This window comes from Mesorhizobium sp. STM 4661 (assembly GCF_000359125.1).
GTDB lineage: Bacteria > Pseudomonadota > Alphaproteobacteria > Rhizobiales > Rhizobiaceae > Mesorhizobium.
In genome coordinates this window covers 1-6,983 of sequence record NZ_CAAF010000071.1, presented here as the reverse complement: position 1 = coordinate 6,983, position 6,983 = coordinate 1, and the positions used below count along the sequence as shown (strand labels likewise).

Sequence of the window (6,983 nt, the reverse complement as noted above, 5' to 3'; positions counted from 1 at the left end):
CTGTCCTGCCAGCATGGAAAAGCTCTCGCCCAAACAACACTCTACGCCCCGCGCTTGCCAAAATGATTCAAGCGGAAACCATCAATGACCCGCCACGTCACCTTCATGACCATCGACGATGCCGGGCACTACTCGCCCGGGCAGCGCGCCGCGATCGTCGCCGCCTATCCCACGCATGAGCGCGAGGCGCGGGCCAAGGGCATTCCGGTGCTGGGTTCCGGCCGCATCTTTCCGATCGCCGAGGAGCTGGTCGCCTGCGAGCCGTTCCGCCTGCCGCGCTACTGGCCGCGGCTCGGCGCGCTCGATTTCGGCTGGGACCATCCATCGGCCGCGGTCGAAGTCGCCTGGGATACGGAGGCCGATGTCGTCTATGTCTCGAAAGCCTGCCGCGCGTCGCAGCAGACGCCGGCCATGCAGGCGCTGACGTTGAAGCCGTGGGGCGAATGGCTGCCCTGGGCCTGGCCGCGCGACGGCCGCCGCGAGACGCTGGAGGGTGCGGGCGTGGCGCTGGCCAAACAATATGCCGCGCACGGGCTGAACATGCTGACCCGCCATGCGCAATTCGCCGACGGCTCGGTCTCGGTCGAGGCCGGGCTGATGGAGATGCTGGACCGCATGCAATCCGGCCGCTTCAAGGTGTTCTCGACGCTTCTGCCCTGGTTCGAGGAATTTCGGCTCTATCACCGCAGGGATGGCCAGGTGGTGAAGCTGCGCGACGATTTGATGGCCGCGACGCGATACGGCGTGATGATGCTCAGGGAAGCGGTGGTGGATCCGGCGGAGTTTCGGGCAGCGCGCAAACACTCGGTGGGGCAGAGTGACCCGCTGGGGGCTTTTCGGTAAGTTCGACGCGTTTCCCGCATCGTCATTCTCGGGCTTGACCACGTCGAGCGTCGCGGCGGCGCGAAATTTTGCGACGCGGCATTTTTCGGTTGAGTTCACGGCGCTCTGGCGGCGGTGATCCGCAACGCCGGCAACTCCACTGTCTCTCCAAAAATCTTCGATCCGACAAAGCCCGCGAATGCGGCGACCAGCATGCAATGCGATCAGCCATGCCGTGATCTCCAGCGGAGCGACCCGCTTTGTTCAGAACCAGTTGGGCAGGAAACAATTAGATGGCGACTATTCCTCTCCAGCTTGCTCAGCGCCGGATCGATACCGGCAACGCGGTGCAATATCCGCAGGGATCGCCAATCGGCGGCGCCATGCAAGGCCTGGGCGGCGAGCTTTCGGCCGTCGCCGAGCGCTTTCAACAGCGCAAAGAGCAGCAGGAGGCGTTCGACGCCGAAATTGCCCGCCGCAAGATGATGGACCAGATCGCCCGAGCCGAGGCCGATGTGGCGGCCAACGCAGCGCCCGATGGCGCCGGCCTGCATGATGCCATGTACGGCCAGGTCGATCCGCGCGGCAGCCGAGTGGTGAAGCCCGGCCTGTTCGACACGCTGTTCGACGATGCCCTGCCGAAAATACCCGAAAGCCAACGCGCCAATTTCGCCAGGCAGAAGGAGACAATCCGCGCGGCGGGTTCCGAGCGCATGGCGGCGCGGCAGCAGGCGCGCCGCGACGAGTACGAGCAGGACCAGTGGACCAAGGTCGAGAATATCTCCACCAACTCCATCGCACAGAGCGACCCTAACGATACCGCGAACTTCGAGGCGATCCGACAGCACGGCCTCGACCTGATCGCCAAGATCGGCAACCCGCTTGCCAGACAAGCAGCGGAAGTTGCCTGGCGGAGCAACACGGCCAAGGCGTTGATGCTGGCGACGATCGCCCTGGACCCGAAACGCGCCGCCGAAATGCTCGGTGCGACACAACCCAGCGATAGGACTAAGGACGATATCGCCGAGGTTGGTGGCGAGCCGAGGCAAGACGCTGCAAGCCCCACGGGCTCGAAGGGCAACCGCGTCGGGCAGCTGACCCCGGAAGAGCGAATAGCGCAGACGTTTCAAGACGACATTGCGCCCGAAGAACGGCTGGCCTTGGTCCGGCTGGCCCGCGCCGCCGATGCGGCACGACAGGTGGAAACACGCGCCAACATCAGTCTTGCCGAACAGAATGCACCTGAAGCCATAAAAGATACCGGAGCCTATGACGGTCCGCTTCCCACCCCTGGAACAGTTCGTCGCTCTTTATGGCGCCACGGAAGGCGTCAGGCGCTTTCAGCTATTCAACCGAGCGGTCGATGTCAGCCGTCAATTCCACGACATGCGCGATGTGCCGAACAACGCGGTGCGGGCCATTGTCAGGGATGCCGACCCGGCGGCGGATAGTGCAACGCCGGAGGAGGACAAGGCGCGGTACGACGCCATCGCTACGGCCGCAGATCTGGTGTTCAAAGCAAGGCAAGGCGATCCGGGCGGCTATGTTCGCAAGGCTTTCGCGAAGCTCGATGCTGCCTGGAACAATCTGTCGAAGCCGGAAGGCTATCAAGCGGCGATCATAGGCTCCATCGCCGCCCAGCAGCAGATGGGCTTTGAGGTCATACAGCCGCTGCCGAATTCCGTGGCGGAATGGGTTGTCGACACGCTCCAAGATCAGAATCGACCACCACGGGACAAGGATGCGGCATTGCGTAATATGTTCATCGCAACGCCTCCCGAGCAACGCCAGGCAGTGCTCGATCACTTGCTTCAGGCCAGCGTATCCAAGGTTGCCGACAATACGGCCAACAGGTCGCTTCGGGCGGCAGTGGTTGATCCCATGGCCGTAAGCGCATGGGAGGAACGACTGGCTGACGATAGCGAACCATCAAATCAACAGCGTGGCGGCGAGGCCCTAAGTTTATCCGATATCTTCAACAGAAATGTGCCTACCTATGGCAACTACGGCGGGCCTGGCTGGACTGACGGGGCCTGGGGTGGCGACTTTGAACTGCCGCCAGTTGACGTTCAGGACGGATTCTACAAGCAACATGACGCGGACTATCGCGACGCGATCACGTTGGACGATACAATCGCTGCTGATAAGAAACTTGTAGCGTCGTTGAAAACATACCTCAAAAATATGGTTCACTTGGAAGATCCGGACTTAGGAACTGACAGCGAGCGCGACAGGGCGGTAAGGTATGCTATGAACGCATTGACAGTTTTTGAGGGTAAGATTGCTGTTTCTGTGGCGGCTCGCAATGACGCGCAAAAGGCTTACGATGGTGCACAATCAGCCGTTGGACGGGCGCATTTCGAGAATACAATGTCATTTGGCCAATGGTAGTGCGCGCTGGAGTAAGCCCCCCATCGGCGCCCTACCGAGACCGTAGTTCGCGCTAATTCTTGAGATGCCCGATGTTATTTACTGTTTTTTTTGGAATTATATCGTTCGCATTTGCAGTCGCATTGGCAATAGTTGGCGTGACATCTAAAAGTATTAGTCTGGATCGGCGGATCATGGTTCTTTTCGGTGCTGTGGTGCTTAGCGTCCCTGGATTTTGGGCTATGTATATGTTATTTATATTTTCAGTTCTGATATTTAATAGTCCTCCATTCTGATACTTAATTGATTTGTTAGGATTGCAATTGCGCACTACGGTTACAGACTACCATCCTTCTGAGCCTTAATCAGGAGATGGCGATGCACATTCTATCTTCCTTAGTTCAAGAGGTCTGCAATCAATGCGATTGGTCCTGTCCGTCTGTCTTTTCCTCGGCCTTGTTTATGCCGCGCCCACGGCGGCAATTACCCTCTCCAAGAAAGAATGGAAGACATTTTCCTGCGTTCTAAGCAAGGCACGCAAGATGGGCAACCCGGAAGTCGCAGCCAACTATGCCATCGACGAATGCCCAACGGAGGGCTCAGTGAAGCACAGAAGGAGCGGATCGTTTATTTGGTCATCCGCAGGCTCATGAAAGAATCAGGGATGACGTGCATCGGAACCGGCTGCGGGGGAGGGTAAACATCGCTCAAAGAGCGCAGCCTATGTCTTTAAGAGTGAATCGCGTTTCGTCGCCGTCATCGGTCCGGACGGTGTAGAATGCATTGAGATCGGTTTCGGCGGGCCTCCTAAGTTCTCTTACATTGATGTCATTAATGGTTATCTGAAACAATTAAGAATAAATCTCCATATTTCTTTGGTACTACATAAACTAAATCTCTTCCAACCAAGTAGTATAGCTTTATTGTATTTCTATTTTTCTTGTGATCAAGCATTATGCTCTCGGTCCTGTTCTCAACAGAGCAGCATCGCAGCAATGACATATCACTACCAAAATTATATATAGATAGCCTGTAACTCTCTTTATATTCGATGATATTAATTTGAAATTTTCCTTCAAACTCCACGCCACAGTCGCTGTTCTTTTTGCAAGTCCCGACTCCACCAAAATATTTCCCATCACTCATTTTGAGCACAAATTTTATAGAATAATTGCTCTCTGATGGTTCTTTGCCAAAAACCGGCGCAGCCATGACGGGAATAAGAGCCGTGACGGAAATAACGAAAATTGAGATTGGGCGCATTTTAGAATCCACCGAAGAATATCACGAATTTAGCTGACTTACGGAGCAATGTTATGGGGTCAATCGAAAGACAGGGGCTACCTCCCATTGGCACCCGCGGGGTTTCTATCAGTCCAGAGGACGCTCGGCGTTTCGCTGTCGATCTTCTTGACAATTATTTTTCAGGCCCTGGGGCCTATTCCCAGACGGTCCTAAGAAACCTCCATACAGCCCCGACCTAAACGCGCTCAATGGGATCTATAATCCTAAAGCCCCACTGAAAAAGAATACGCTGGTCGAGAAGCTTTATACTCTCCAATCCAGGCTCGTTGATCAGGCCCCAAGAGCCTACGTACAGTCTTTGATAGACGGGATGATTGATTTCAGAAAGCAATTCGGCGAGTGGCTAGAGTATGAAAACGAAGTGAGACCATTTCTAAATTCACCTGTATTCCCCGATTATCAGGGCCGTTTTCCAAAGTTTCAGCCACGCATGCTTCGGCCAATACCCTAGATCGAGAGAAGGACGGGCTTCTCCGACCGAGCCGCCCTAAATGGCAACGTGAACACTGCCACTACGGCGAGAATGAGCGACCTCAGCGATACCTCTCATGGTTGTATCTTAATATTATAGCGTCAGTTTGGTTGTGGCAAGCACCGCGGAAGCGGCAACGGCATTTTTCGACAACTGCGATGGCAAGATCCCGAGGGTCTCCGCAGCGCCGGGCTCGCACCGGGATGACGAAGGATACGCATGACCCTCCGTATCATCTCCGCGACCCTGCGCGACCTCTCCTACATCGCCGCCAACCTCCGCCCCGAAGACCGCGCCGAAATCGACTGCCAGTTCGACCAGTGGTCGCCGGCGCTGCTGGCGCTGACGGCGCTGCAAGGCTTTGCCTATGTCGCCGAGCTGGACGGCAATCCGGAAGCCGGGTTTGGCGCCGCCGAGCAGCGCGGCGGGCTGTGGATCGCCTGGAGCTGGGGCACGCGCCGCATGAAGCGCTGCGTGCCGGGGATTACGCGCTTCTTCCATGAGGTGCTCGGGCCGCAAGTTGCGGCGCGCGGCGCCTGGCGGGTCGAGGCACGGGCGCTGGCCGCCAATGAACTGGCGCTGCGCTGGCTCGGCCGGCTGGGCGCCACTGAACGCTGCCGTCTGCCTGGATATGGCAGGAACGGCGAAACCTTCATCCTCTTCGACTGGACAAGAGAAAGCTGGAACCATGTGCCTGTTTCAAAAACCACCCGCGTTGAAGCCGCTGCCATCGACACCGACCATCGCCGACAAGGACGTGCAGGCGCGCGAGGCGGCGCTTCGGGCTGAGCTCGAGCAGCGCCAGGGCACGCTGAGCACGGTGAAGACCGATCTCGCGCCCGGCGATTTGACCGGCCAGCGCCGCGTGCTCTTGGGGGTGTGACATGGGCGCGATGAAACGGGTGTTCAGGAACCGGGGCGGCTGGCCCTGGTGGTATTGGCGACGTCTGGCGCGGTTGGTGAAGAGGCGGCAAGGGTAGCGCCAAGTAGACCCCCCTCTGTCCTGCCGGACATCTCCCCCTCAAGGGGGGAGATTGGCAGTTTCTACCTTTTGCCAGTCTTCCAGCGTTGATGGTTGGCGAAAGCCGACGCGACATCCGATCTCCCCCCCTTGAGGGGGAGATGGCCGGCAGGCCAGAGGGGGGTGTTCAAGCACCGGCGTTGTTCCAGGTCTCATCTTTTCCGCGCGAACGCCCAGACCATCAGCGGGTATTCCTCGTCATTGCTCAAATCGCGCCACAGGCCATAAGCGCGCACGGGGCCGCCGATATGGGCTTTGGCGCAGGCTTTGTTGCCCCAGCCGAACACTTCAATGTCGGCCTCCGTGAAACCGCCTTCGACCAGCACCTGCTTCAGGCCGGCTGGGGTCCAGCGGTTATAGTCGTGCGGCCTGGCATGCACCCGAAACAGGAATGGCGTGGCCGCCATCGCCCAGCCGCCCGGCTGGGTCATGGCGTGGATATTCCGCGCCGCCGCAAGCGGCCGCTGCACATGCTCCAGCACCTGGTCGGCGATGACGATCTGATATTGGCGGTCGGTGCGGTCCTTGCAGATGTCGAAGTCGGGGAAGTCGACCGAGGTGTAGTCGGAACACATCGTCTTCCAGTAGCGGTTCCAGCCGGGCGAGACCTCGATCACCGGAGAGGACTTGCGATTGTCCGCTTCAAGGAACGCGGTGAACGCCTCGATCTGCCTGATGCGCAACCAGTTGCGGGAATCATAGCCGATCAGCCGCTTTGCAACCTGTTTGCTCCGCCGCTTGAGGGCGCCGGGTAGGCTTTCCGTCATTGCCACATTGGCCTCCTGCAAAGGCCCGCCGCGAGACTTCCTAGCATCAAGAAGTGTGCAGAATTTTGACAAGGGTGAGGCGGCCGATCTCCCCCCTCGTGGGGGAGATGCCCGGCAGGGCAGAGGGGGGCGTGAAGGAACGCCAGCCATTGCCTCTTTCGAACCAGGACCAGACCCGAGGGCGTGACAGTGAAAATGATTGCAGGCCGGAGGGACAGCGCCCCCC

At 58.4% G+C, this 6,983-nt stretch carries 6 protein-coding genes; 4 read left to right on the top strand and 2 right to left on the bottom strand.

What is annotated here, in order from left to right:
* Positions 1 to 84: 84 nt before the first annotated feature.
* The 3 genes from MESS4_RS24000 to MESS4_RS23990 all read left to right on the top strand — a co-directional run bounded on the left by MESS4_RS24000 (position 85) and on the right by MESS4_RS23990 (position 3,213).
* Complete coding sequence (locus tag MESS4_RS24000) at positions 85 to 843, top strand: terminase family protein (protein ID WP_006336625.1); 759 nt, start codon at positions 85 to 87, stop codon at positions 841 to 843.
* Between the two features lie 362 nt (positions 844 to 1,205).
* Positions 1,206 to 2,273, top strand: a complete 1,068-nt coding sequence (locus MESS4_RS34735; RefSeq protein WP_244441199.1) for a hypothetical protein — start codon at positions 1,206 to 1,208, stop codon at positions 2,271 to 2,273.
* A complete protein-coding gene (locus MESS4_RS23990) occupies positions 2,209 to 3,213 on the top strand; it encodes a hypothetical protein (protein ID WP_006336620.1) in 1,005 nt (334 codons plus the stop codon). Before MESS4_RS34735 ends, MESS4_RS23990 begins: the two co-directional genes overlap by 65 nt.
* Before the next feature lie 810 nt (positions 3,214 to 4,023).
* On the opposite strand, the gene MESS4_RS33690 is transcribed toward MESS4_RS23990, so the two are convergent.
* Complete coding sequence (locus MESS4_RS33690; protein WP_157385654.1) at positions 4,024 to 4,455, bottom strand: hypothetical protein; 432 nt, start codon at positions 4,453 to 4,455, stop codon at positions 4,024 to 4,026.
* A gap of 733 nt (positions 4,456 to 5,188) precedes the next feature.
* On the opposite strand from MESS4_RS33690, the gene MESS4_RS23985 reads away from it, so the two are divergent.
* A complete protein-coding gene (locus MESS4_RS23985) occupies positions 5,189 to 5,758 on the top strand; it encodes a hypothetical protein (RefSeq protein ID WP_006336615.1) in 570 nt (189 codons plus the stop codon).
* A gap of 384 nt (positions 5,759 to 6,142) precedes the next feature.
* Here MESS4_RS23985 and MESS4_RS23980 read toward each other — a convergent pair whose 3' ends face one another.
* Complete coding sequence (locus MESS4_RS23980; protein ID WP_036241980.1) at positions 6,143 to 6,757, bottom strand: methyltransferase domain-containing protein; 615 nt, start codon at positions 6,755 to 6,757, stop codon at positions 6,143 to 6,145.
* Positions 6,758 to 6,983 lie beyond the last annotated feature (226 nt).

What these genes read in the sequence shown, in the direction of transcription:
- MESS4_RS24000 (WP_006336625.1), top strand. Translation starts at nt 85, where the DNA reads ATGACCCGCCACGTCACCTTCATGACCATCGACGATGCCGGGCACTAC.
- MESS4_RS34735 (WP_244441199.1), top strand. Translation starts at nt 1,206, where the DNA reads ATGCAAGGCCTGGGCGGCGAGCTTTCGGCCGTCGCCGAGCGCTTTCAA.
- MESS4_RS23990 (WP_006336620.1), top strand. Translation starts at nt 2,209, where the DNA reads ATGCGCGATGTGCCGAACAACGCGGTGCGGGCCATTGTCAGGGATGCC.
- MESS4_RS33690 (WP_157385654.1), bottom strand. Translation starts at nt 4,455, where the DNA reads ATGCGCCCAATCTCAATTTTCGTTATTTCCGTCACGGCTCTTATTCCC.
- MESS4_RS23985 (WP_006336615.1), top strand. Translation starts at nt 5,189, where the DNA reads ATGACCCTCCGTATCATCTCCGCGACCCTGCGCGACCTCTCCTACATC.
- MESS4_RS23980 (WP_036241980.1), bottom strand. Translation starts at nt 6,757, where the DNA reads ATGACGGAAAGCCTACCCGGCGCCCTCAAGCGGCGGAGCAAACAGGTT.